Here is a 23,420-nt window from a genome sequence, read left to right as displayed (position 1 = left end):
CCGGCTCAGCCGTTCGCTTCGAGCCGCTCATGCAGTTCGACGAACTGCTGGCTCAGCTTGTGCCGCGGGTCCAGGTAAACCAGCGGCGTGCAGGCCTGGTGCGACTCGCGCATCTTCACCGAACTCATCAGGTAGACCGGTAGCACCGGAAGACCCTCGCTCAGCAGTTCATCGATCATTTGCTGCGGCAGCGCGGCACGCGGCTGGAACTGATTGACCACGATGCCCTCGACCTCGAGCGTCTCGTTGTGGTCGTCCTTCATCTCCTCGATCTCGTCGAGCAGGCTGTACAGCGCCTGGCGGGAAAAGCTGTCGCAGTCGAAGGGAATCAGGCAGCGATCAGCTGCGATAAGCGCAGAGACCGTATAAAAATTCAGCGCCGGCGGGGTGTCGAGGTAAATCCGGTCATAGTCCTCGGCAAGACCGTCGAGCAATTTTCGCAGCTTGTTGATCTTGTGCTTGGCCTCCAGCTTGGGCTGCAGGTCGGCCAGCTCTGCCGTCGCGCTGATCAAATGCAGATTGTCGAAGGCCGTTTCTAGAATGGGCGGGCGCGCCTTCTTGCCAGCGGTACCGCCGGCGAGAATCTGCTTGAAGAAATCGGCGATGCCGGTGGGAATGTCATCGCCGGTCAGCCCGGTCAGGTAATGCGTGGAGTTGGCCTGGGCGTCCAGATCCACCAGCAGCGTGCGGTAGCCCTGCGATGCACTGACCGCTGCCAGGTTGCAGGCGATGCTCGATTTGCCGACACCGCCCTTCTGATTGAACACGACCCTGCGCATGATTCGCCTCCCGACAGTCCCTGAGCGGTCGAGTCTATACGGCAAATGTGACAATCGGGTTATCCACGGCGGCAAAACCGACCAAAGTCAGACGGCAACGGGTGCCTTGATGTGCGGATGCGCTTCGTAGCCAACCAGTTCGAAGTCCTCGAAGCGGAAGGCGAACAGGTCCTTCACGTCCGGATTGAGCTTCATGGTCGGAAGCGGCAGCGGCTCGCGGGTCAGCTGCAGGTCGGCCTGCTCCAGGTGATTGGCGTACAGATGGCAGTCGCCGCCGCTCCAGATGAACTCGCCCGGTTGCAGGTCGCAGACCTGCGCGACCATCAGCGTCAGCAGCGCGTAGCTGGCGATGTTGAACGGCACGCCGAGGAAGATATCCGCCGAACGCTGGTACAGCTGGCAGCTGAGCTTGCCGTCGGCGACGTAGAACTGGAACAACGCGTGGCATGGCGGCAACGCCATCTGCTCGACCAGCGCCGGGTTCCAGGCCGAAACGATCAGGCGGCGCGAATCCGGGTTCTTCCTGATCATCGCCAACAGGTTGGCGATCTGGTCGATGGATTCACCGTTCGGCGCCGGCCAGGAGCGCCACTGGTAGCCATAGACCGGGCCCAGCTCGCCGTTCTCGTCGGCCCACTCGTCCCAGATGCGCACGCCGTTTTCCTTCAGGTACTTGATGTTGGTGTCGCCCTGAAGAAACCACAGCAGCTCGTGGATGATGGATTTGAGGTGGCACTTCTTGGTGGTGACCAGCGGAAAGCCTTCGGCCAGGTCGAAGCGCATCTGATGGCCAAACACGCTGTAGGTGCCGGTGCCGGTACGATCGGTCTTGAAGGTGCCGTGTTCGCGCACGTGGCGCATCAGGTCGAGGTACTGTTTCATCGATTGACTCGAAGCAGGCGCCGAAGCGCGGTGAAAAGGCTGCGCGAATAGTAAAAGGCCTGCGCCCCGCTTGTCGCCCTCATGGCGACAGGCAGGGCAACGGAATCAGGTCGGAGCCCGGCCGGCGTCGCGGCGATAGGCCCAGGCGATCATCCCGGCACCGAGCAGCACCATTGGCACGCAGAGCAGCTGGCCCATGGTCAGCCAGCCGAACGCCAGGTAGCCCAGCTGTGCATCCGGCACACGGACGAACTCGACGATGAAGCGGAAGATGCCGTAGCACACCGCGAACAGTCCGGACACCGCCATGGTCGGCCGCGGCTTGCGCGAATAGAACCAGAGGATCAGGAACAGCGCGACGCCCTCCAGGGCGAACTGATAGAGCTGCGACGGGTGCCGCGCCAGTTGCTGCGGATCGGTCGGGAAGACCATCGCCCAGGGCACATCGGTGGCCTTGCCCCACAGCTCGGCATTGATGAAGTTGCCGATACGCCCGGCGCCCAGGCCGATCGGCACGAACGGCGCGATGAAGTCCATCAGCTCGAAGAAGCTCTTGCCGTTGCGCCGAGCGAAGATCCAGCTGCACAGCAGCACGCCGATCAAGCCGCCGTGGAAGGACATGCCGCCCTTCCAGACCTGCAAAATCAGGCTTGGGTCATTGATGTAGGCAGCCAGATCGTAGAACAGCACATAACCCAGACGGCCACCGACGATCACCCCCATGGCCACCCAGAACACCAGGTCGGAGAGCTTGTCCTTCGGCCACTCGGGTGCGAAGCGCTGCACCCGCAGCGAAGCCAGCCACCAGGCGCCGCCGATGCCGATCAGGTACATCAGGCCGTACCAGTGAATCTGCAAGGGGCCGATGGCGATGGCCACCGGATCGATCTGCGGATAGGGCAGCATCCGTTACTCCTCAAACCAGAAAATTGATGCCGACGCTCAGCAGCAGCAGAGCGAACAGCCGTTTCAAAACCTTTGCCGACAGCCGATGCGCCAGCTTCGCACCCAGTCTGGCGAAAAACATGCTGGTGGCCGCGATGCCGAGCATCGCCGGCAGATAGACGAAGCCCAGGCTCCAGTCCGGCAGCTGCGCCTCGTGCCAGCCGACCACCATGAAGCTCAGCGCCCCAGCAATGGCGATCGGCAGGCCGCACGCCGCGGAAGTCGCCACCGCCTGCTGCATCGGCACGCTGCGCCAGGTCAGATAGGGCACCGACAGCGAGCCGCCGCCGATGCCGAAAATCGCCGAAGCCCAGCCGATCACCACGCCCACCAGCGACAGCTCCGGCCGTCCCGGCGCCTGGCCGGTGGCCTTGGGCCGCAGGTCGAAGCCCATCTGCACCGCCATCGCCAGGGCGAACACACCGATGATCTTCTGCAGCACCGGACCCTGGATCGCCGCCGCGGTCAGGCTGCCCAGAGCAGCGCCAAGGAGGATGCCAAAGGTCATCCACAGCACCATCGGCCAGCGCACCGCACCTTTGCGGTGATGGGTGAGAATGGAATTGACCGAGGTGAAGACGATAGTAGCCAGGGACGTACCGACGGCCAGATGGGTGAGGATTTCCTGAGAAAATCCCTGGGCGCTGAAACTAAATACCAGCACCGGCACGATGATCAGCCCGCCGCCCACGCCAAACAGCCCGGCCAGCACTCCGGCGAAGCCGCCAAGCAGCAGATACAGCAGAAACTCCATGTGCCCCGTCCCGGCGAAACAAAGCGGCATGTTAGCGGAAAATGCGCCCGTCCCGCGCGCCCGACGTTGACCGCTAAAACCCGGCAGTGGCTCATACGCCGGCGGCGCCTGTACTCTTGGCGGTCCGGACATAGTTTGGCTTTCCCATGTGCCTGATCGTTTTCGCCTGGCGCCCCGGCCACACCCAACCGCTCGTGGTAGCCGCCAACCGCGACGAGTTCCACGCCCGCCCGAGCCTGCCGCTGGGGCACTGGGAGGATGCACCCTGGATCGTCGGCGGGCGCGACCTGCAGGCAGGCGGCACCTGGATGGGCGTCACCACCGGCGGACGCTTCGCCGCACTTACCAACATTCGCGCACCCGGCCAGGTGATCGGCTCACGTTCACGCGGCGAGCTGCCGGAACAGTACCTGCGCGGAAACTTGCCGCCGGCCGATTACCTCGCCGAGCTGACCGGGCGCCGCGCCGACTACGCCGGCTTCAACCTGCTGGTCGGCGATCGGCAGGCACTCTGGCACCTGAACTCACACCGCGGTGAGGCGACGGAGTTGCAGCCCGGAATCTACGGTCTGTCCAACGCCGGCCTCGACACGCCCTGGCCCAAGCTGAGAAAAGCCCGCGCAGCACTGGCGACCAACCTCGACCCGGCGACTCCTGAGAACCTGCTCGCCCTGCTGGCGGACCCCAGCCCAGCGGCCGAGCATGAACTGCCGCAGACCGGCGTGCCGCTGGAATGGGAAAGGCGGCTGTCGAGCATCTTCATCGCCAGCCCGGAGTACGGCACGCGCGCCAGCACAGCGCTGATCCGTCATGCCGACGGGGCGCTGGACATCCTGGAGCGTAGTTTCGGCCCGGACGGCCCGGTGGGCGAGGTGCGCTACCGCCACCCGCCAACGAGCTGATTGGCGAGCGGCGGGCTGCTCAGACGGCGGCGGACGGGTTGATCAGCTTGCTCAGGCCGAGGTTGCGCAAGGTCAGCTGGACCGTGCTGTGAATGACCTGCGGGCTGTCCAGCAGCATGACCCGCGCCAGCAGCTGCTGAGCAGTATCCATGCTGATCTGACGCAGCAGCCATTTCACCTTGGGCAGGTTGGTAGCGTTCATCGACAGGCTGTCGAAGCCCATCGCCAGCAGCAGCATGGCCGCCGCCGGGTCGCCCGCCATCTCGCCGCAGATGCTCACCGGCTTGCCCTCGCCATGGGCTTCCTTGACCACGCGCTGCAGCGCCTCGAGCACGGCCGGATGCAGATAGTCGTAGAGATCGGCGACCCGCGGATTGTTGCGATCCACCGCCAGCAGGTACTGCGTGAGGTCGTTCGAGCCGACCGAGATGAAGTCCACCATGCGCGCCAGCTCGCGCGTCAGGTAGACCGCCGCCGGCACTTCGATCATGACGCCGACCGGCGGCATGATCACGTCCAGCCCCTCGTCGCGCACCTCGCACCAGGCACGGTGAATCAGATGCAGCGCCTCTTCCAGTTCGCGGATGCCGGAAATCATCGGCAAGAGGATGCGCAGGTTGTTCAGCCCGGCGCTGGCCTTGAGCATGGCGCGGGTCTGCAGCAGGAAGATCTCGGGGTGGTCGAGGGTGACGCGGATACCGCGCCAGCCGAGGAACGGGTTCTCTTCCTTGATCGGGAAGTACGGCAGGCACTTGTCGCCACCGATGTCGAGGCTGCGCATGGTCACCGGCAGTGGGTGGAAGGCTTCCAGCTGCTCGCGGTAGATCGCCATCTGCTCCTTCTCGCTGGGGAAGCGCTCCTTGATCATGAACGGCACTTCGGTGCGATACAGGCCGACGCCCTCGGCGCCGCGCTCCTGCGCGCGCACCACATCGGCGAGCAGGCCGGTATTCACCCACAGCGGAATGCGATGACCATCGGTGGTCTCGCACGGCAGCTCGCGCAGCACGTCGAGCCCGGCGGAGAGCTGGCGCTCCTGCTCGGCCAGCACTTCATACTGCTCACGCAGGACCTTGCCCGGGTTGGTGATGATCTCGCCGCGATAGCCGTCGATGATCAGCTCGATGCCGTCGACCTTGGAATACGGCAGGTCGACCGCGCCCATCACCGTCGGAATGCCCATGGCACGGGCGAGAATGGCGACGTGGGAGTTGCTCGAGCCGAGCACCGAAACCATGCCCACCAGCTTGCCCTCTGGCACCTCGCCGAGCATCGCCGGCGAGAGCTCCTCACTGACCAGGATGGTCTTGTCGGGATAGGTCAGCGTCTGCTGACGCGCCTCCTGCAGGTAGGAAAGCAGGCGCCGGCCGATGTCCTTGACGTCCGATGCGCGCTCGCGCAGGTAGGCGTCGTCCATCATCTCGAAGCGCCGCACGTGCTCGCTGACCACCTGGCGCAGCGCGCCCTGCGCCCACTGGCCGGTACGGATGACCTTGGTCACTTCGCCGCCCAGGGCGGAGTCGTCGAGCATCATCAGGTACACATCGAACAGCGCGCGCTCTTCCTTGCGCATCTGCGTGGCGAGCTTTTCCGAGAGAGTGCGCATGTCGGCGCGCACGGCCTCCAGCGCAGCTTCGAAGAGCGTCAGCTCGGCATCGATGTTGTCGATGTTCTTGTCCGGCACCACATCCAGATCGGCCGGCGGCAGCACCACCACGGCGGTTCCGACGCCGGCGCCCGGCGCACCCGGAATGCCGATGAAGCGGGTTTCCTGGATGCCCTTGCCTTGCCGGCCAAGCCCGCGGATCGAACCGGTCGCCTCGGCATGGGCGATAACACCGGCAAGCTGCGCGCTCATGGTGACGAGGAACGCTTCTTCACCTTCGTCGAACTGGCGGCGTTCCTTCTGCTGGATGACCAGTACACCCATCACCCGACGGTGGTGGATGATCGGCGCACCGAGAAAGGAGGCATAGCGTTCCTCGCCGGTTTCGGCGAAGTAGCGATAGCGTGGGTGTTCGGAGGCGTGTTCGAGGTTGAGCGGCTCTTCGCGGGTGCCGACCAGGCCGACCAGGCCTTCGTTGGGCGCCATGCTGACCTTGCCGATGGCGCGCTTGTTGAGGCCTTCGGTGGCCATCAGGACGAAGCGTTCGGTTTCCGGATCGAGCAGATAGACCGAGCAGACCTGGCTACCCATGGCCTCCCTGACTCTCAGCACGATGATGCCCAACGCCGCCTTGAGGTCCTTGGCGGCATTCACTTCCTGGACAATCTTGCGCAGCGTGCCGAGCATGCTCAGAGGCTTTCTCCCCGAATCTCAGTCCCGCACCGGTAAACGCGGTGCGAGTTCTTTAAGTGCGCGACGATAGACCTCGCGCTTGAAGGTGACCACCTGTCCCAGCGGGTACCAGTAGCTGACCCAGCGCCAGCCGTCGAACTCCGGTTTGCCGGTCAGGTCCATGCGTACACGCTCTTCGGCACTGGTCAGGCGCAGCAGGAACCACTTCTGTTTCTGTCCGATGCACAGCGGCTGGCTATGGGTACGCACCAGGCGTTGCGGCAGACGATAGCGCAACCAGCCACGGGTGCAGGCGAGGATATTCACATCCTGCTCTTCCAGGCCGACTTCTTCGTTGAGTTCGCGAAACAGGGCTTCTTCCGGCGTTTCACGGGCGTTGATCCCGCCTTGCGGGAACTGCCAGGCATCCTGATTGATCCGCCTGGCCCACAGCACCTGACCGACATCGTTGGTCAGGATGATGCCGACGTTCGGGCGAAAACCATCGGAGTCGATCACGGCATACAACCTCGCAGACGCATGTCGCGGCATTGTTCCACAAAACCGCGATAAGCCGAAAGCACGGCAAGCCGCCGTTCGGCACGTACCCGCGCGCTCGGCGAGGGGCCGCCCGAGGCTGCGCGCAAGACGCTGCAACCGGTATGCTTGGGGCCGCCCTGACCATCATCGAGGAAAACATCCGTGCGCCTGGCTCTATTCGATCTCGACAACACCCTGCTGGCCGGTGACAGCGACCACGCCTGGGGCGAATACCTCTGCCAGCGCGGCATCGTCGATCCGACCCAGTACAAGGCGCGCAACGACGCCTTCTATCAGGATTACCTGGCCGGCAATCTCGACGTGCACGCCTATCAGAATTTCTGCCAGGAACTGCTCGGCCGCAGCGAGATGGCGCAGCTGCAGCAGTGGCACGACGAATTCATGCAGGATTTCATCGAGCCCATCGTGCTGAGCAAGGGCGAGGCGCTGGTGCGCCAGCATCTGGAGGCGGGCGACAAGGTAGTGATCATCACCGCCACCAATCGCTTCATCACCGGGCCGATCGCTGCACGCCTGGCCGTCGATACCCTGCTGGCGACCGAATGCGAGATGCGTGACGGGCGCTACACCGGTCGTCTAACCGACATCCCCTGCTTCCAGGAAGGCAAGGTCCAGCGCATCGAGCGCTGGCTGGCGGAAACCGAGCAGACTCTCGAAGACGCCTATTTCTACAGCGACTCACGCAACGACCTGCCGCTGCTGCAGCGCGTCCCTCACCCAGTGGCGGTGGATCCGGACCCGGTGCTGCGCGACTTCGCCACCGAACGTGGCTGGCAGATCATCTCGCTGCGCTGAGCCAGCGCAGCAGTCATGCCCGAGCCGGTCGAATCAGACCGGCTTGGCGCCCATCAGGGCGGTGATGGCAATCAGCACGACCAGCACCAGCACAGCATAGATGCCGGCGTTACGCGCCGCAGTGGCGTTGCCCGGCGCCTGCCAGGCGGCAAGACGCCCGGCCAGCAGCAGAACCAGCGGGATCAGCACGAGGAACAGCACGGAGCTGGCCAGCAACCAGAGCTGGCCCAGCGGCCACCCGGCCAAATGTGTCAGCCACCAGCCGGTCACCGGCAGCGACAGGCCGATCACGGCCAGCAGCGGCAGGGACAGTCGGCGGGTGCGCTGCAGCTTGCGTTGCAGCACAGCCTGATCGCCATCGCGGCCGGCCTTCCACAGCATCAGCAGATGCACGATGACACCCAGCAACAACAGCACCGCCGTCGCACCATGAATGATTCTGAGGGTGAGGTAGTGGTCCATTTGCCTTCCTTTAGGTTCGCTTAGCCGAGAAACAGCTTGTATGCCGGATTCTCGCTCTCATCCCAATAGCGGTAGCCAATCTTGTCCAGCGCCGCCGGCAGCAGATGGCGCTCATCGGCGGGCACCTGCAGCCCCGCCACCACTCGGCCATCAGCCGCGCCGTGGTTACGGTAGTGAAACATCGAGATGTTCCAGCGCCCGCCGAGCTTGTTGAGAAAGTTGAACAGCGCGCCGGGACGCTCGGGAAACTCGAAGCGCAGCACCATCTCGTTGCTGACGCCGGCGGCGTGGCCACCGACCATGTGCCGCGTGTGCAGCTTGGCGAGCTCGTTATCCGTGAGGTCGAGCACAGGAAAGCCCTTGTCGCGCAGCCCCTGCACGAGCGCGGCGCGCGGGTCGTTTTCCGGATGCGTTTGCACACCGACGAAGATGTGCGCCTCGCGGTCGGTGTGGTAGCGATAGTTGAATTCGGTGATCTGGCGCTTGCCGATCGCCTCGCAGAAAGCCTTGAAGCTGCCCGGCTGCTCGGGAATGGTGACGGCGATGATCGCCTCGCGCTTCTCGCCCAGCTCGGCGCGCTCGGCGACGTGGCGCAGGCGGTCGAAATTGACGTTGGCGCCGGAATCGATGCCGACCAGCACCTGGCCACTGACACCCTCGCGCTCGACGTACTTCTTGATCCCCGCGACGGACAACGCACCGGCCGGTTCGGTGATCGAGCGGGTGTCGTCGTAGATATCCTTGATCGCCGCGCAGATCTCGTCGGTACTGACGGTAATCACTTCGTCGACATGATCCTTGCAGAGCTCGAAGGTGTGCTGACCGATCTGCGCCACCGCCACGCCGTCGGCGAAAAGCCCGACCTGCTCGAGCACCACGCGCTCGCCGGCAGCCATTGCGGCCTGCAGACAGTTGGAGTCGTCCGGCTCGACGCCGATCACCTTGGTCTCTGGGTAGAGGTACTTCACGTAGGCGGCGATGCCAGCCACCAGACCGCCGCCGCCCACTGGAACGAAGATCGCGTCGATCGGCCCCTGATGCTGACGGAGGATCTCCATCGCCACGGTACCCTGCCCGGCGATCACATCGGGATCGTCATAGGGGTGGATATAGACGTAGCCTTTCTCTTCCACCAGCTTCAGCGAGTAGGCCAGCGCCTCGGGGAAGGCATCGCCATGCAGCACCACCTTGCCGCCGCGGGCGCGTACACCCTGGACCTTCAGCTCAGGCGTGGTGCGCGGCATGACGATGGTGGCCTTTATCCCCAGCTGCTTGGCCGCCAGCGCAACGCCCTGGGCGTGATTGCCAGCCGATGCCGTGACCACGCCACGTGCCAGCTCCTCGGCGGACAGCTGCGCCAGCTTGTTGTAGGCACCGCGGACCTTGAAGGAGAACACCGGCTGCAGATCCTCGCGCTTGAGCAGAATCTGGTTGCCGATTCGCTCGGAAAGCTGGCGGGCGGGCTGCAGCGGGGTTTCGATGGCGACGTCGTAGACGCGGGAAGTGAGGATCTTCTTGACGTAATGTTCGAGCATTCTGGCTGTCTTGGCAGGCATTGCGAGGGAACGAGGAGTCTACCCCCCGCACGCCCCCGGCGACCACCGGCAATCCACCACGGCTTCGGCATGACAAGACCCGCCGCCGGCAGAGGGCTATAATCCGAGCCTTCGTCTTTCCCGCCCGGATTCCCGCCATGACCCAGGATCAGCTCAAGCAGGCCGTCGCCCAGGCCGCCGTCGACCATATCGTCCCGCACCTCAGCGATCGCAGCATCATTGGCGTGGGCACCGGTTCCACCGCCAACTTCTTCATCGACCTGCTGGCCAAGCACAAGGGCTTCTTCGACGGCGCCGTGGCCAGCTCCGAAGCCACCGCCGAGCGCCTGAAGCAGCACGGCATCCCGGTCTACGACCTGAATTCGGTGAGCGAACTGGAGTTCTATGTTGACGGCGCCGACGAGGCGAACAAGCACCTGGAGCTGATCAAGGGCGGTGGCGCCGCCCTGACCCGCGAGAAGATCGTCGCCGCGGTAGCCAAGACCTTCATCTGCATCGCCGACGGCAGCAAGCTGGTCGAGCAGCTGGGCGCCTTCCCGCTGCCGGTGGAAGTCATCCCGATGGCGCGCAGTCATGTCGCCCGCGAGCTGGTAAAGCTCGGCGGCGACCCGGTCTACCGCGACGGCGTGGTCACCGACAACGGCAACGTCATCCTCGACGTGCACAACCTGATGATCGGCTTCGCGCCGGAACTGGAAGGCAAGATCAACGACATCGTCGGCGTGGTCTGCAACGGCCTGTTCGCCATGCGCCCAGCGGATCTGCTGCTGCTCGGCACCAAGGACGGCGTGCGGACACTCAAGCGCTGATCCGCTGCGGCGAAGCGCAACGGCGCGACGCCGAACTGGCGACTACGCTTTATGTGAGCTGTGGCGAATCCGCCGCAGCTCATCACAGGAGGTGTCGCCATGTCCGGCAAATTCCAGTTGAAGAAATCCAGCAACGGCCAGTTCCACTTCAATCTTCTGGCCAGCAATGGCCAAGTCGTACTGTCCAGCGAGCAATACAAGGCCCATGCCTCGGCGCTCAACGGCATCGATTCGGTGCGCAAGAACGCGGTGCGCGAAGGTGCGTTCGAGGTCAAGGAGTCGAGCAACGGCAAGTACTTTTTCGTGCTCAAGGCAACCAACGGGCAGGTCATCGGCCAGAGTCAGATGTACGCCAGCCTGCACAGTGCCGAGCAGGGTTGCGACTCGGTACTACGCCACGCACCGAATGCCGCCCTGCAGGACGAAAGCGCGTCGACCGCCTGACCGCCTTCAAAGCCGGTGATCGAGGCGGTAACCGATCACCTGGCCTGTTTGCTGAACACGTAGAACAGGTTCGGCTCGCTGACGACATACAGCGTGCCGTCCGGCCCCATCGCAATGCCTTCCGCCTGCGGCACATCCTGTTCCAGCCCATGCTTGCCGGCATCCAGCGCCAGGCTGCTGAGCGGCTGCCCGCTGCCATCCAGCTCGACCACCAGCCGCGACTCATCCGACAGCGCCAACAGATGCCCGCTCCGCTCATCGAACTGCAGGCTGGACAGGTCGCGCACGAAAAGCCGCGCCTGGTGCTGGTTGATATGCACGGCAGGTGCTTCGGCGACATAGGGAAAGCCGGCGATCTCGTAGATTCTGACCGGGTTGCGCTCCTTGGCGACGAACAGCCGCTCGCCGAGCTTATCGTAGGCCAGGCCTTCGAAGCCCTTGTTGCCGTTACGGTCGATGCCCAGAGAGAGCTGCGACGCGTGCGCGGCATCGATGACCGTCGTTCGCTCATCGAGCTCGACCCGAAGCAGGCGTTGCCGGCGCTCGTCGCTGATCACATACACGCCGGCAGAGATGTACTCGACAGCCTCAGGATCACCGAAGCCAACGAGCGGGATCGCGCGCAGCAGATCGCCCTCCAGGCCGAGTTCGAGCAGATGCGGGTTGCCATTGGTGACGGAGATTAGACTGTTGCGATCGGGATCGAAGGTCAACGCCGAGAGATCGTCATCAATGCCACGGACCACCTTGCCCTGGATCGTCGCCCGGTAATCCGGCAGCCACAATGAGGCGTCCTTCGCCGGTTCGCCGCGATGCCACTGGTTGAGATGGAACCAGCCACGCTCGAACAACCGGTAATGAACGCCGGCGGCAAGCACCAGCAGCAGGGCCACGGTCAGCAACCCCGCCAAGATCCTTTTCAACGCACGCATAAGGCCCACTTTCACCTGGATTGGGGCAGCGATTGTCTTCAGTCAGGCTTACACCAAACTTAATGCGGTCGTTCAGCGCCTGCGGCTGAATACGTAGAAGCGGTTGGGCTCGCCGACCACGTAGATGTTGCCCTCGCCATCCATCGCCACGCCTTCGGCCTGCTCGATCCCATGCACCAACCCATTGAGTCCGCCGAACAGGCTGATGAAGCTGCGCGGCTTGCCCTGCAGGTCCAGCTCCACCAGCAGCCGCGACTCGTCGGAAAGCATCAGCGTGTGGCCGCTGCGCGGGTCGATGGCGACGGAGGAGATGTCACGAACCAGCAGCCGCTGTTTCGGCACGGCCTGCAGCGCCCCGGCGGCGCCGTCCTCACCCGGGAATGGCAGCTCGAACAGGCCCTGCGGGTCGCGTTCCTTGGCCAGCAGCAGGCGCTGCGTGCGCGGGTTCCAGGCCAGTCCCTCGAAGCCCTTGTTGCCGGCATCGGCGAAGCCCAGGTCATAGCTGGCCAGATCATCGAGATCGAGGCTTTCCACGCCGGGCTCCAGACGGAACACCGCCACCAGCCGACGGCGCTCATCAACGATCGCCATGCGCCCGTCACCCAGGGCCTCCACCGCCTCGGGATCGGCGAAACCGGTCAGCGCGACGCGCCGCAGCACAACGCCGGACGGAGTGAACTCGACCAGCTGTTCGCCGGTTACGGTGAACAGCGTGCCGGTCAGGGGATTCCAGGTCAGCCCCGAGGTCTCGTCGTCCTCAAGCCCAGCCAGGGTGGTTTCCAGCGCCAATTCGTAATCCGGCAGCCAGATGCTGGCCGCGCGCTGTTCGGCGCTGACCGCACCTTCGTCCCAGTACAGCTGCAGCTGATCGTCCCAGTGCAGCAGGCGTGTGGCGACGAGCAGCGCAATAAAAAGCAGCAGCAGGATGGCGGCGACGATCAGACGCCAGCGGGAATAACGAACGGGCATGAGAAACGTTCCGGCGGAAGGTGCCGGATTACAACACGAGAGCGGTTCGCAAAGAAGCAGCAGACGCGGCGGGCTTGCCCCGCCGCGTGCAGGTCAGATCACGCGGCTTTCGAAACGCGACAGCCCGACCAGCTCCAGCACCAGCTGGTCGCCCTGCTTGAGCGGGCCGACGCCGGCCGGCGTGCCGGTCAGCACCACATCGCCCGGCTGCAGGCTGAAATGCCCGGCAATGTGCTGCAGCAGCGGCAGGATGGCATTGAGCATCTGGCTGCTGTTGCCGTCCTGGCGGACTTCGCCGTTGATGGTCAGGCGGATGCCGATGTCGCCCAGATCCTCCACCGCATCGCCCGGCACGAACGGCGCCAGCACGCAGGCGCCGTCGAAGCTCTTGGCGATCTCCCACGGGTGGCCCTTTTCCTTGAGCCTGGCCTGCACGTCGCGCAGGGTCAGGTCCAGCGCCGGGGCGAAGCCGGAGATGGCGTCGCGCACCTCCTCTTCGTTGGGCTTGCGCGACAGCGGCTTGCCGATCAGCACGGCGATTTCTGCTTCGTAATGCACGGCACCGCGATCGCTGGGGATGCTGAAGCCGTCGTCCAGCGGCACGCTGCAGCTGCCGGCCTTGATGAACAGCAGCGGCTCGGTCGGCACCGGGTTGTTCAGTTCCTTGGCGTGCTCGGCATAGTTGCGGCCGATGCAGACCACCTTACCCAGCGGATAATGGATTGGCGTGCCATCGGTGTAGTGGTGCTGGTAACTCATCGAAGACTCCTGGTAATCCGTGGGCCCATCAGGCCGCGAAAATCTTGCCCGGGTTCATGATCCCGTTGGGGTCGAACACCGCCTTGACTGCCTTCATGTACTCGATTTCCGCCGGCGAACGGCTGTATTCGAGGTAGTCACGCTTGGTCATACCGACGCCATGTTCGGCGGAGATCGAACCGTTGTACTTCTGTACGGTTTCGAACACCCACTTGTTGACGGTGGCGCACTTGCCGAAGAACTCGTCCTTGTCCATCGCATCCGGTTTGAGGATGTTCAGGTGCAGGTTGCCGTCGCCGATGTGGCCGAACCAGACGATTTCGAAGTCCGGGTAGTGCTCGCCGACGATGGCGTCGATCTCCTTAAGGAAGGCCGGCACCTTGGCGATGGTCACCGAGATGTCGTTCTTGTACGGCGTCCAGTGACTGATGGTTTCGGAGATGTACTCGCGCAGCTTCCAAAGGTTCTGCAGCTGCTGCTCGCTCTGGCTCATCACGCCATCGAGCACCCAACCCTGCTCGACGCAATGCTCGAAGGTCGCCAGCGCCTGATCGGCGCGCTCCTCGGTGGTGGCCTCGAATTCCAGCAGCGCATAGAAGGGGCAGTCGGTTTCGAACGGTGCCGGCACGTCGCCACGCGCCAGCACCTTGGCCAGCGCCTTGTCGGAGAAGAACTCGAAGGCGGTCAGGTCCAGCTTGTCCTGGAAGGCGTGCAGCACCGGCATGATCGAGTCGAAATCCGGGGTGCCCAGCACCAGCGCGGTGAGGTTGGTCGGCTGGCGTTCCAGGCGCATGGTGGCCTCGACCACGAAGCCCAGCGTGCCCTCGGCGCCGATGAACAGCTGGCGCAGGTCGTAGCCGGTGGCGTTCTTGATCAGGTCCTTGTTCAGCTCAAGGACGTCGCCCTTGCCGGTGACCACCTTCATGCCGGCGACCCAGTTGCGGGTCATGCCGTAGCGGATCACCTTGATGCCACCGGCGTTGGTGCCGATGTTGCCGCCGATCTGGCTGGAGCCGGCGGAGGCGAAGTCCACCGGGTAGTACAGACCCTTGTCCTCGGCGAACTGCTGCAGCTGGGCGGTGACCACGCCGGGCTGGCAGACGGCGGTGCGGTCCATCTCGTTGAATTCGAGAATCTGGTTCATGTAGTCGAACGACACCACCACCTCACCATTGGCCGCCACGGCCGCTGCGGAAAGCCCGGTGCGGCCGCCCGAGGGCACCAGCGCGACCTTGCGCTCATTGGCCCAGCGCACGATGGCCTGGACCTGCTCGATGCTCTTGGGGAAGACGATGGCCGAGGGCGCCGGAGCGAAATGCTTGGTCCAGTCCTTGCCGTAGGCGTTCAGCGAATCGGCGTCGGTCAGCACTTTGCCGGGCTCGACCAGGGTTTTCAGCTCATCGATCAGGGCGGGGTCGGTCATCACGGGAACTCTCATACGATTCATGGTCACCCTGAGCACGCTTCAGCACAGGGGTGGGGGTGTTTCGCGGGGCTCGTATGCTAGCATACGCACCCCTTTGAAACGTGCCTCGGCAGACTCCCGACACCGCTAATGACGGGTCGGCCAGCCTTCGCTGGACACTTCAGTCCTATCCTTCGGCCTTAAGGTTTTAATGCAGATGAGCCAGACCTCTCTCGACAAGAGCAAGATCAAGTTTCTTCTTCTCGAAGGCGTGCACCAGAACGCCGTCGACACCCTCAAGGCGGCCGGCTACACCAACATCGAGTACCTCAAGGGCGCGCTGTCCACCGAGGAGCTGAAGGAGAAGATCGCCGACGCCCATTTCATCGGCATCCGCTCGCGCACCCAGCTCACCGAGGAAGTCTTCGAGGCCGCCAAGAAGCTGATCGCCGTCGGCTGCTTCTGCATCGGCACCAACCAGGTCAACCTGAACGCCGCCCGCGAGCGCGGTATCGCGGTATTCAACGCGCCCTACTCCAATACCCGTTCGGTGGCCGAACTGGTACTGGCCGAAGCCATCCTGCTCTTGCGCGGCATTCCGGAGAAGAACGCCTCCTGCCATCGCGGCGGCTGGATCAAGTCGGCGGCCAACTCCTTCGAGATCCGCGGCAAGAAGCTCGGTATCATCGGCTACGGCTCCATCGGCACCCAGCTCTCCGTACTGGCCGAAGCGCTGGGCATGCAGGTCTACTTCTACGACGTGGTGACCAAGCTGCCGCTGGGCAACGCTACCCAGATCGGCTCGTTGTACGAGCTGCTGGGCATGTGCGACATCGTCTCCCTGCACGTTCCCGAGCTGCCGTCCACCCAGTGGATGATTGGCGAGAAGGAAATCCGCGCCATGAAGAAGGGCGCGATCCTGATCAACGCCGCCCGCGGCACCGTGGTCGAGCTGGATCACCTGGCCGCCGCGATCAAGGACGAGCACCTGATCGGCGCCGCCATCGACGTGTTCCCGGTCGAGCCGAAGTCCAACGACGAGGAATTCGAAAGCCCGCTGCGTGGCCTGGATCGCGTGATCCTGACCCCGCACATCGGTGGTTCCACCGCCGAAGCGCAGGCCAACATTGGTCTGGAAGTCGCCGAGAAGCTGGTCAAGTACAGCGACAACGGCACCTCGGTGTCCTCGGTCAATTTCCCGGAAGTGGCCCTGCCGTCGCACCCGGGCAAGCACCGCCTGCTCCACATCCACCAGAACATTCCGGGTGTGATGAGCGAGATCAACAAGGTCTTCGCCGACAACGGCATCAACATCTGCGGCCAGTTCCTGCAGACCAACGAGAAGGTCGGCTACGTCGTCATCGACGTGGACAAGGAGTACTCCGACCTGGCGCTGGAGAAGCTGCAGCACGTCAACGGCACCATCCGCAGCCGCGTGCTGTTCTGATTCGCTGACGCGGTGCGTTGAAAGGGAGGCTTCGGCCTCCCTTTTTCGTTCATGCGCACTGTCTAAACCCGAGCGCTCTCCGCTAGCTGCGCAGCACCCGATTACCTGCAGCATCGACATCCGCCCCTGGCTGCTCGTCACGCGGCTCGGGCGTCGGCGGCACATCGGTCTCGATCGGTGCCTGGCGCGGCTGCAGCACCGGTGCTTCGATCTGTTCCATCTCGTCCGATTGCCGGTCCGACTGCGGCCGCGGCTCGCGGTTGTCCAGCGGATGCTGACGCGCCTTTTCCGGATTGGTCGGCCCGGTAGTCTCGGCCAGGGCGCTCGTCGCGCCCGCCAGTGAAACCAGCAGAATGCTCAAACGCAGCATGCCCATCGCGCACCTCCCGATCATTGCTCTTGCAGATTCGGCACGCCGGCACCGACAAAGGTTTCCGCATGGATGCCGGCAACGGCCGAGCGGTCAGGTTGAACGCAGAACGGCCCGGCAAGCTGAGCCTGCCGGGCCGTTCAGGTGCAACCGATGGATCAGTAGGCGCCGCGTTCGCCGCCCTCGCCGCCCGTACCGGTCGTACCCTGCTTACCAGCCGCACCATCGCCGCCAGCATCGACGCCGGTGCCGTGATCGCTACCGTGTGTGGTCGCCGGGCGCTCGGTCTCGTCCGGCATCTTGCCGGTATCGGAGGTCGAATCCATTCCGGAGTCAGCGCCAGTGCCGCCCATAGTCCCCGGCTGCTCGGTGCTGTGCCCCATCGAGTCGCGGTGGCCGGTATCGGCGCCGGCATCGGTACCAGTGCCGGTGTTGGCCGCGAATGCCGCGCTGGAAAGCAGTCCCGCCAGGGTGAATGCCGCAATCTTGTGCATGTTCATGATTGACTCCTGCATATTTCAGGGGGTTCATGTAATCCGGCAGCGGGACGCGCCAGGGGTTTCGTCGTCAGCCTTTACAAAACGTGACAGCCCTGTGGAGCGCCCTGCCAGAGCGGCTAGTCGCTCGGACCGTCGGTCGCCTGCGGCCGGTCACCGAGCAGATCCTCCACGTAGAGCATGCGCACCAGCACCATGCCGACCGCCGCCAGCGGTGTCGCCAGCAGCAGGCCGAGGGTGCCGGCCAGCAGGCCGAACAGAAGTTGCACGGCGATGGTTAGCGCCGGCGGAACCGAGACGATGCGCTGCTGCATCCACGGCGTGAACACATAGCTTTCCAGGGTCTGGATGAACAGATAGAGCGCGGCGACGTAGAGCACCGTGCGCCCGCCCTCCAGCGAAGCCAGCAGGAGCGCCGGGATCACCGCCAGCACCGGACCGATATTGGGAATGAACGACAGCAGACCGGCGATCAGGCCGAGCACCAGCGCCAGCTCGATGCCCAGCAGCCACAGACCGAGCGTGGTCAGTACGCCGATCAGCAGCATTTCCAGCAACTTGGCCAGCAGCCAGGCGCGTAATGTCGAGCCGCTTTCGTCGAGCACCTCCGCCGCGCGCGGACGATAGCCCAGCGGCATCAGCTTCAGCAGCCCGCGCACATAGACCTGCGGGTTGATGGCGAGGCAGATGCCGATGGCGAAGGCGATGGCGAAGCTGCTCAGCGCCCCGACGATCGAGCCCATCACCTTGGTCACCACGCTGAACGCGCTGGAACCATCGGGCAGCGAGTCCTCCAGGCGCTCACGCTGCTGCAGCAGCTCATTCGCCCAGGGCAGCTGCTCGGCGCGCTCACGCAGGCGCTCGACGGCCTCGGGTAGCGAATCGGAGAGCGCATCGGCCTGCTCGGCGATACTCGGCGCGACCAGCCAGCCGCCGCCGCCCAGACCGAGCAGCAAGAGCACGAAGAACACCCCCATGGACAGCTTGTAGGACAGCGCCGTCTTGCTGCAGAGCCAGCGGCTCACGCCGTGAATCAGCACACCGAAAAGAATCGAGGCGAACAGCAGCAGGATGAAATCGAACGCCAGCCAGGCGACGATGCTCAGCAGCACCACGACGGCCAGCACCGCGGCCTGCACAATCGTGCGATTGGCGACCGTCTTGGCATCGTTCTGCGGTGTCGACGTGGACATGATGCTCCCCCTCGTGAGTACAAGAGGTACGACAGACCGCGCCGCGCATTAATTCAGCTGTTACCGCCAATCAGCGCAGCAGCTGCCAGAGCGAGGCGCCGACGCCGGCCATGCTCTCGCCCGCCACCAGGCCGGCCGCGGCGACGATCACGAAGCGCTCGCCGAGACTGCGCCAGCGTGACGCGAAGGCCCAGGCGAGCACGGCACCGAAGGTCATCATCAGCGAAATCGAAGCCGGAATGATGAATGCCAGGCCGAGCGCCGCGGAGCTCGGCAACCAGCGCAGCCGGCGTTCTGGCAGCAGCCCTTCCAGCGTCCCGAGCAGCACGCCGCAGAGCGCACCAGCGAGCATCGCCCAGCGAATGTCGGCAGCGAGCGCGCCGAGACCGCCGGTCAAGGCTTCGGCCACCGCTTTCCAGGTAGCGACCGCCGGAGCCGGCCATTCGGGTGTGATCAGCATGCTCTGTGGATCGGGAATCAGCAGCTGATAGGCCAGTACGCCGACCACGCTGCCGAGCAGAATGCCGAAGCACTGCGCCAGCGCCTGACCCCCCGGCGCAGCGCCGATGGCATGCCCGACCTTGAAGTCGTTGAGCAGATCGGTGCACTGTCCCGCCGCGCCACCGGCGGTGTTGGCGCTCATCAGATTGACCGGCACCTGGCCCGGGGCGAACACGCCGAAGCTCAGCTGCGACAGCTGGCCGATGGCGCCGATCGGCGGAATCCCGGTCGCGCCGACCACCCGCGCGGCAACCATCGCCAGCAGCAGCGCCAGCGGAATCGACAGCGCCGCCAGCCAGGGGTCGATGCCGAACAGGCTGACCTGCAGCGCCAGCACCAGTCCTACCGACAGCGCAAAACCGGCCGCTGGCCAGCCGTGCGGGCGCCGCAGCACCGGCCGCCGGTGTGTCGTTGCCGAGCGTGAGCGCAGCAGGCGCAGGCCCAGCGAGGTCAGCGTCGCGCAGACCATCAGGCTCACGCCCGGCCACAACAGCCATTCGATCAGCGCAGCGAACTGCGGCCCCTGGGCGGCAGCCGGCAAGCGCACCAGCCCCTCGGCCAGCAGCCAGGGCGCGATCAGGCCCCAGGCCAGCACAGCGCCGAGCAGCAGCGACAGGCCGACGCGCAACCCGATGATGCCGCCGAAGCCGAGCAACAGCAGCGAGGGTTCGAAGCTGAACGTCAGGCGCTCCAGCTGCGCCGAAGGGGTCCAGCGCGGCAGCGTCCAGAAAAAGGTATCGACCAGTTTGCTCCCGGCGGCCAGCACGGCGGCACCGCCCAGTACCCAGAGCCGGCGCCCGGCCTCGGCGCCATGACTGTAGATCTGCTGCAACGTCGCCAGGGTCGCCATGCCCTCGGGAAAGCGCAGCCCCGACTCGACGATCAGCGAGGGTCGCAGGTACCAGGCCACCCAGACCCCGAGAAAGCTCACCGAGAACACCCAGGCCATCAGCGGCAGGCTGTCCAGCTGCTGACCGGTGAGCAGGGTATAGGCGGGAATCGGCGCCACCAGCCCGCCGGAGATGATCGAGGCGCAGGACGAGGCGGTGGTCTGGTTGATGTTGCTTTCCAGCAGCGACCAGCGCGGGCGGCCGAACGCGACGGCAATGCTCTGCCAGAACGCGAAGCCGATCAGCAGCGCGATGATCGACATATTGAACGACCAGCCGATCTTGAGGCCCGAGTAGACATTCGACGGTGCCAGCAGCGCACCCAGCAGCAGACCAGTGAGCAAGGCACGCAGGGTCAGTTCACGAGACGAAACGGCAGAGGTGGTCGCGATCATTCCCCTACCTTAGCAGCCGCCCGGTGCAAAAACGCGCGCCCTTTTCGATGCCTCGCGTTCACCCTGGCGGAGTTGTGCACGTGCTGGCTGGATAATGCCCGTTCGCCATCTCTCGGCTGAACTTCGCTGCAAGGTGCTGGTCGTTTAGTAACTTTTTAATCAATCACGCCCGACTGACTAGGTACCGAACATGGACGCGGAGCTTACACGGGACACATCCTCCCCAACTGTCACGCTGTTAACCGGCAATGAACTGCTTGGGTTGTTCTTTCGCCACTTTCTAGGCGAACAGGCGCAAGTCGAAGTTGCGCTGACCGGACTGCAATCACCGGACAATCGCGGAGCCGACCTGTTTCTGGTCGACGCCGGCCATAGCGAAGCCGAACAGATATCCAGCCTGATCGACCAGCTCGACGAGCACACACCGGTGGCGCTGGTGAATATCGTCCCCGAGCAGGCCGAGCAGCTGGTCGAAAGACACCCGGTGATTCGCGGGGTGTTCTACAGCCACGCCACCCGCGAGCACCTGCTCGAGGGCATCCGCGTGCTGCTCAAGGGTGGCGACTGGCTGCCACGGGTCCTCACCGAGAGGCTGCTGGGCCAGTGGCGGCGCATGCGCCAGCTCGCTGAAACCAAGTCCAGCCTGACGCTGCGCGAGCGCGAGATCCTGAGCCTCGCCGGCAAGGGGCTGTCGAATGCGGAAATCGCCGAGCAGCTGTGCCTCAGCCCGCACACGATCAAGAGTCATATCCACAATCTGTTGCGCAAGATCGGCGCCTCCAATCGGGCCGAGGCGGCGTACCTGCTGCGCAGTCATCTCGACTGGGACAAGTCCTGTAGCGCTTGAGTAGCGTCCCGCAGCGACGGGCGGCCTAGCGGAGCGGGACGTCACCGAGACGCTCTGGCACGGTGCGAAAGCGTCACGCCGTGCCAGGCATTAATCCCGAGCGAACTGCTCGCGCTGCGCCTTTTACATCATCCGATGGATGTTCAAGAGTGTCCGCCGCGTTCAAGAATCGCGACCACTGTCATCCGGTACACGCCAATGGCCCGTTACGCCCTGCCCCGCGCCACATCACTGTCTGCCCTGGTTGCCTGCCTGGCCTGCGCGCCGCTGATGGCCGCCGACCTGATGGACAACGGCGATCTTTCACCCCTTGGCACCACCGCCACCCAGCTTGCGGTTCAGCTGACCGACGCCAAGGCCGCCTACATCCAGCAGCTGGGCCAGGGCAATCTCGCCGAGCTGACTCAGAACGGCCAGGCGTTGAGCGCGCAGATGCTGCAGCAGGGCGGCGACCAGGAAGCCTTTATCCTGCAGCACGGCGAAAACCTGATGGCGGTCATCGAGCAGGTCGGCCAGGGCAACTACGCCGAAATCCGCCAGACCGGCAGCGACAACCAGGCCAGCATCAGCCAGTACGGCGCCTATAACGATGCGCGCATCGAGCAGACCGGCCAGGGCCTGCGCAGCGCGGTGACGCAATACGGCGTCGGCCAGCAGATCAATATCGTGCAGGGTCGCTAGCGATCAGGAGAGTTCATGTTCAAGCCTACGGCAATTGCCACTCTGCTCACCCTCGCCGCCACTCAGGCCATGGCGCAGAACAGCATCGAACTGGAGCAGGTCGGCACGGACAATGTCGCCGAGCTGCAACAGACCGGCCTGGTCGAGTCAAGCACCATGGATGTCAGCCAGATCGGCAACCTCAACACCGCCAGCATCACGCAGATCGGCGAGGCCTACTTCAAGGTCGCCAACCTGCAGCAGATCGGTAACGCCAACGTCACCACCATCGAACAGACCGGACGTACCAGCACGGTCGATGCCAGCAGCATCGGCAACGGCAACCAGATCACCGGCAGCCAGACCGCCTTCGTCACCGCACAGATCGAGCAGCGCGGCGACGACAACGTGCTGACCTTCGACCAGCAGGGCTACTTCGAAGGGTCGCGGATGAACGTGTCCCAGGACGGTCTGGGCAACCTGGCCGACATCTACCAGGGCGACGGCAATCGCATGAACATCGCCCAGGCCGGCACCTACAACATCGCCGAGATTCAGCAGAACGACTACCACAACGAACTCGACTTCACCCAGAGCGGCGACAGCAACCGGCTGACGGTCGACCAGAACGGCTTCGGCGGCCGCATCAGTGGCTCGTCGACCGGCAGCGGTAACAGCGTCGACATCGCCCAGAGCTTCATGTCCAACCAGGCCACGGTGATCCAGAACGGCAACGACAACCTGGCGAGCATCGAACAGGGCAACTACGGTCATCAGGCCACCATCACCCAACTGGGCAGCGCCAACGAGGCGATGATCCGCCAGAGCCTGCCGGCCAATGACTTCACCCGCCTGCCCGGCGCCGCGACGATCCACCAGAGCGGCACCGGCAACAGCGCCACCATCGTCCAGCAGTAGCGCAACCACCCTCCAGCCACGGACCGGCTTCAACGGAAACAGAACGGATGCTGACCATGACCCTCACCACCTGGCTGCTCGCAGCCACCCCCGCCCCTGCCGATGCACCGGTAGCCGTCAGTTTCGAGCTGCAACCGGCCGAGCAAAGCCGGCTTTCGCTCGCCCTGTGCTTCAAGGGCAGCGGGCAGCAGGTCCGCTTTCGTCTGAAGGTGCGCTCCAGTGGCAGGGCCGGCAATGCCCAGACCGCGCAGAGCGGCACGCTGATCGCCACCCCGACGCAGCAATGCCCGCTGAACAACCGCCTCGGCATCGCTGACGACACCCGTGTCGAGGCCGAGCTGCAGTGGTGGATCGACGATGCCGAGCAGCCGCCGATCCTGCGCAGCTACCCGGACGACGACGCCGATGTGGGCGACGAAAGCGAGCCGGAACAGATCGCGTGAAGGCCGAAAGCGGACCGACGGCGCACC

General features: G+C 64.5%; 25 protein-coding genes. 9 read left to right on the top strand and 16 right to left on the bottom strand.

The window, feature by feature from the left end; genetic code table 11:
- Positions 1–5 precede the first annotated feature (5 nt).
- The 4 genes from RT582_RS00795 to RT582_RS00780 all read right to left on the bottom strand — a co-directional run bounded on the left by RT582_RS00795 (position 6) and on the right by RT582_RS00780 (position 3,360).
- The gene (locus RT582_RS00795) at positions 6–779 is read right to left on the bottom strand and encodes a ParA family protein (RefSeq protein WP_125861131.1); all 774 of its coding nucleotides are present in this window, start codon (positions 777–779) and stop codon (positions 6–8) included.
- Between the two features lie 87 nt (positions 780–866).
- Positions 867–1,661, bottom strand: a complete 795-nt coding sequence (locus tag RT582_RS00790) for a thymidylate synthase (RefSeq protein WP_191121596.1) — start codon at positions 1,659–1,661, stop codon at positions 867–869.
- Between the two features lie 105 nt (positions 1,662–1,766).
- Positions 1,767–2,567: a prolipoprotein diacylglyceryl transferase gene (gene lgt / locus RT582_RS00785; protein ID WP_313476164.1), complete on the bottom strand. Its 801-nt coding sequence runs from the start codon at positions 2,565–2,567 to the stop codon at positions 1,767–1,769.
- 10 nt (positions 2,568–2,577) lie between these two features.
- Positions 2,578–3,360: a sulfite exporter TauE/SafE family protein gene (locus RT582_RS00780; protein ID WP_313476162.1), complete on the bottom strand. Its 783-nt coding sequence runs from the start codon at positions 3,358–3,360 to the stop codon at positions 2,578–2,580.
- Positions 3,361–3,506: 146 nt separating this feature from the next.
- On the opposite strand from RT582_RS00780, the gene RT582_RS00775 reads away from it, so the two are divergent.
- A complete protein-coding gene (locus RT582_RS00775) occupies positions 3,507–4,262 on the top strand; it encodes an NRDE family protein (protein ID WP_313476160.1) in 756 nt (251 codons plus the stop codon).
- Positions 4,263–4,281: 19 nt separating this feature from the next.
- On the opposite strand, the gene ptsP is transcribed toward RT582_RS00775, so the two are convergent.
- Complete coding sequence (gene ptsP, locus RT582_RS00770) at positions 4,282–6,555, bottom strand: phosphoenolpyruvate--protein phosphotransferase (protein WP_014821846.1); 2,274 nt, start codon at positions 6,553–6,555, stop codon at positions 4,282–4,284.
- Positions 6,556–6,579: 24 nt separating this feature from the next.
- Positions 6,580–7,059 carry an RNA pyrophosphohydrolase gene (locus RT582_RS00765; protein WP_014821847.1) on the bottom strand — a complete coding sequence of 160 codons (480 nt, stop codon included), beginning with the start codon at positions 7,057–7,059 and terminating at the stop codon, positions 6,580–6,582.
- 183 nt (positions 7,060–7,242) lie between these two features.
- On the opposite strand from RT582_RS00765, the gene RT582_RS00760 reads away from it, so the two are divergent.
- Complete coding sequence (locus tag RT582_RS00760; RefSeq protein WP_313476157.1) at positions 7,243–7,896, top strand: histidinol-phosphatase; 654 nt, start codon at positions 7,243–7,245, stop codon at positions 7,894–7,896.
- Positions 7,897–7,929: 33 nt separating this feature from the next.
- On the opposite strand, the gene RT582_RS00755 is transcribed toward RT582_RS00760, so the two are convergent.
- Both RT582_RS00755 and ilvA read right to left on the bottom strand, forming a co-directional pair.
- A complete protein-coding gene (locus tag RT582_RS00755; protein WP_313476155.1) occupies positions 7,930–8,358 on the bottom strand; it encodes a DUF2269 family protein in 429 nt (142 codons plus the stop codon).
- A 20-nt stretch (positions 8,359–8,378) separates the two neighbouring features.
- Positions 8,379–9,893 carry a threonine ammonia-lyase, biosynthetic gene (gene ilvA / locus RT582_RS00750; protein ID WP_313476153.1) on the bottom strand — a complete coding sequence of 505 codons (1,515 nt, stop codon included), beginning with the start codon at positions 9,891–9,893 and terminating at the stop codon, positions 8,379–8,381.
- A 158-nt stretch (positions 9,894–10,051) separates the two neighbouring features.
- Here ilvA and rpiA point away from each other — a divergent pair, with 158 nt between their 5' ends.
- Both rpiA and RT582_RS00740 read left to right on the top strand, forming a co-directional pair.
- On the top strand, positions 10,052–10,723 hold the full coding sequence (rpiA, locus tag RT582_RS00745; RefSeq protein ID WP_312173579.1) for a ribose-5-phosphate isomerase RpiA: 672 nt from the start codon (positions 10,052–10,054) through the stop codon (positions 10,721–10,723).
- Between the two features lie 99 nt (positions 10,724–10,822).
- Positions 10,823–11,167, top strand: a complete 345-nt coding sequence (locus tag RT582_RS00740) for a YegP family protein (protein ID WP_041015240.1) — start codon at positions 10,823–10,825, stop codon at positions 11,165–11,167.
- 35 nt (positions 11,168–11,202) lie between these two features.
- On the opposite strand, the gene RT582_RS00735 is transcribed toward RT582_RS00740, so the two are convergent.
- From RT582_RS00735 to RT582_RS00720, 4 genes are all read right to left on the bottom strand, one after another.
- Positions 11,203–12,099, bottom strand: coding sequence for an SdiA-regulated domain-containing protein (locus tag RT582_RS00735; protein ID WP_312173582.1), 897 nt, complete (start codon positions 12,097–12,099; stop codon positions 11,203–11,205).
- Positions 12,100–12,171: 72 nt separating this feature from the next.
- On the bottom strand, positions 12,172–13,068 hold the full coding sequence (locus RT582_RS00730; protein ID WP_312173585.1) for an SdiA-regulated domain-containing protein: 897 nt from the start codon (positions 13,066–13,068) through the stop codon (positions 12,172–12,174).
- 93 nt (positions 13,069–13,161) lie between these two features.
- Entirely contained in the window at positions 13,162–13,827 is a 666-nt protein-coding gene (locus RT582_RS00725; protein ID WP_221104181.1) for a fumarylacetoacetate hydrolase family protein, read from the bottom strand.
- A gap of 28 nt (positions 13,828–13,855) precedes the next feature.
- On the bottom strand, positions 13,856–15,250 hold the full coding sequence (locus tag RT582_RS00720) for an FAD-binding oxidoreductase (RefSeq protein WP_278420403.1): 1,395 nt from the start codon (positions 15,248–15,250) through the stop codon (positions 13,856–13,858).
- Positions 15,251–15,449: 199 nt separating this feature from the next.
- On the opposite strand from RT582_RS00720, the gene serA reads away from it, so the two are divergent.
- Positions 15,450–16,679, top strand: a complete 1,230-nt coding sequence (serA, locus tag RT582_RS00715; protein ID WP_313476149.1) for a phosphoglycerate dehydrogenase — start codon at positions 15,450–15,452, stop codon at positions 16,677–16,679.
- A gap of 82 nt (positions 16,680–16,761) precedes the next feature.
- Here serA and RT582_RS00710 read toward each other — a convergent pair whose 3' ends face one another.
- The 4 genes from RT582_RS00710 to RT582_RS00695 all read right to left on the bottom strand — a co-directional run bounded on the left by RT582_RS00710 (position 16,762) and on the right by RT582_RS00695 (position 20,525).
- Entirely contained in the window at positions 16,762–17,055 is a 294-nt protein-coding gene (locus tag RT582_RS00710; RefSeq protein WP_041015244.1) for a hypothetical protein, read from the bottom strand.
- A 152-nt stretch (positions 17,056–17,207) separates the two neighbouring features.
- Positions 17,208–17,549, bottom strand: coding sequence for a hypothetical protein (locus RT582_RS00705; RefSeq protein ID WP_023444528.1), 342 nt, complete (start codon positions 17,547–17,549; stop codon positions 17,208–17,210).
- Between the two features lie 116 nt (positions 17,550–17,665).
- Entirely contained in the window at positions 17,666–18,739 is a 1,074-nt protein-coding gene (locus RT582_RS00700; protein WP_312173451.1) for an AI-2E family transporter, read from the bottom strand.
- A gap of 70 nt (positions 18,740–18,809) precedes the next feature.
- On the bottom strand, positions 18,810–20,525 hold the full coding sequence (locus tag RT582_RS00695; protein WP_312725402.1) for an OPT family oligopeptide transporter: 1,716 nt from the start codon (positions 20,523–20,525) through the stop codon (positions 18,810–18,812).
- 262 nt (positions 20,526–20,787) lie between these two features.
- Here RT582_RS00695 and RT582_RS00690 point away from each other — a divergent pair, with 262 nt between their 5' ends.
- The 4 genes from RT582_RS00690 to RT582_RS00675 all read left to right on the top strand — a co-directional run bounded on the left by RT582_RS00690 (position 20,788) and on the right by RT582_RS00675 (position 23,393).
- Positions 20,788–21,372: a helix-turn-helix transcriptional regulator gene (locus RT582_RS00690; protein WP_041015247.1), complete on the top strand. Its 585-nt coding sequence runs from the start codon at positions 20,788–20,790 to the stop codon at positions 21,370–21,372.
- 198 nt (positions 21,373–21,570) lie between these two features.
- Positions 21,571–22,053, top strand: coding sequence for a curli production assembly protein CsgB (locus tag RT582_RS00685; protein ID WP_044315839.1), 483 nt, complete (start codon positions 21,571–21,573; stop codon positions 22,051–22,053).
- Positions 22,054–22,068: 15 nt separating this feature from the next.
- Complete coding sequence (locus tag RT582_RS00680) at positions 22,069–22,950, top strand: hypothetical protein (protein ID WP_041015249.1); 882 nt, start codon at positions 22,069–22,071, stop codon at positions 22,948–22,950.
- Positions 22,951–22,997: 47 nt separating this feature from the next.
- The gene (locus tag RT582_RS00675; protein ID WP_041015250.1) at positions 22,998–23,393 is read left to right on the top strand and encodes a hypothetical protein; all 396 of its coding nucleotides are present in this window, start codon (positions 22,998–23,000) and stop codon (positions 23,391–23,393) included.
- Positions 23,394–23,420: the final 27 nt, after the last annotated feature.

The sequence above is a fragment of the Stutzerimonas kunmingensis genome (assembly GCF_032106285.1).
In the GTDB taxonomy this organism is placed as follows: Bacteria; Pseudomonadota; Gammaproteobacteria; order Pseudomonadales; family Pseudomonadaceae; genus Stutzerimonas; species Stutzerimonas kunmingensis_B.
Note: the sequence above shows the minus strand (reverse complement) of the source record. Positions and strands in the feature narration are given on the sequence as shown.